The 1,428-nt window shown below is 45.5% G+C and carries 2 protein-coding genes and 1 pseudogene; all 3 read right to left on the reverse strand.

Annotation, left to right across the window (positions count from 1 at the left end; translation table 11 throughout):
* The coding region (gene ruvX / locus R8N28_RS24810; protein WP_318183616.1) for a Holliday junction resolvase RuvX at positions 1-379 on the reverse strand (379 nt) is incomplete at its 3' end.
* Between the two features lie 48 nt (positions 380-427).
* Positions 428-991, reverse strand: a complete 564-nt coding sequence (locus tag R8N28_RS24815; protein ID WP_005461717.1) for a YqgE/AlgH family protein — start codon at positions 989-991, stop codon at positions 428-430.
* Between the two features lie 113 nt (positions 992-1,104).
* Positions 1,105-1,428, reverse strand: a pseudogene (locus R8N28_RS24820) (glutathione synthase); the annotation flags it as partial.

The raw sequence follows: 1,428 nt of genomic DNA on the forward strand, positions 1-1,428 counted from the left end.
CAGATTGGCAGTCGATATTGCCTTTCGATAAGACTTTGTAGCCACCCATACTGAACAATTCTGCGCGCGCTTCTGAAGTTGATAAGCGCTCATCATGCAATTCAACAGGCAAGCCATAACGACCTTGCAGACGCTTCGCGAATTTTTTCGCTCGCGGGGTGATGGTTTCTAAATCTTTACCATGCAAATCCGTTGGCAGGCCTACGACCAATAAGTCTGGCTGCCATTCTTTAATTTGCTTTTCGATGTCATCCCAATTTGGAATGCCATCATTGGCTTTAAACGCTTTCAGTGGTGAAGCGGTGCCAGTGATTTCTTGACCAATCGCGCTACCAATACTTTTAGTACCGAAGTCGAAGGCCATTATTGTACGTGACATACAGTGTCTCAAATCTTAATGAAGTGGAAGTTAAGGAAGGCAGTTGCGTTACGCATGACCTGCGTCTGCCGACAATTGGCTTGGGTCGATACCTAGCTTTTCTACCGCTTTTTTCCAGCGCTCTGTAATGGGCGTATCGAAGATGATTTCTGGTGTGGCTTCGATGGTTAGCCAAGAGTTTTCAACCAGTTCATTTTCTAACTGACCGGCACTCCAACCGGAATAACCAAGAGCAACCAAATAGTCACTTGGCTCAGCCTCTGTCCCCAATACGGAAAGAATATCTCGTGAAGTGGTGACAGCAAGGTCATCGGTCATTTGAATGCTGGATTCATAGTAATCTTTCGGTTTATGTAGAATAAAACCACGGTCTTCTGAGATTGGACCGCCATTGTAGACGGGTCTATCTAAGCTGGCTTCAAACAGGCGCGGGTGAACAGGCTGCACGTCAACTTGCTTGAGCATGTTGCCTACGGTGATATCAACAGGCGCGTTGATCATCAGACCCATTGCGCCTTCTTCGTTATGTTCACAAACGTAGATAACGCTATTCTGGAAATACGGATCTTTCATTCCAGGCATGGCTACTAAAAAATGGTTTGTGAGGTTCATTCTCATACCGACCTTTAAGACTCGTAAATGCACTTAAGCAAACTCGCGACTATGTGCATGAGTTTGCTTAAGATAATGTCTGGTTCTCTACTATAACTGTACTATAAATTCAGTTATTCGCCTTTCACACGACGTTCAATGGCATCCATCAGTTTGCCAGTGATAGAAATGTTGAATGCCGCTTCGATTTCACGAATACAAGTTGGGCTAGTCACGTTGATTTCAGTTAGCTTGTCGCCAATCACATCAAGACCAACAAAGATAAGCCCTTTTTCTTTTAGAGTCGGAGCAACAGCTTGAGCAATCTTCATATCTGTTTCGCTTAGCGGACGAGCTTCACCAGTACCACCAGCGGCTAGGTTGCCGCGCGTTTCGCCTTTAGCAGGAATACGCGCAAGACAGTAAGGCATCGGTTCACCGTCAACGACAAGAATACG

The sequence above is a fragment of the Vibrio sp. Vb1554 genome, assembly GCF_033344235.1.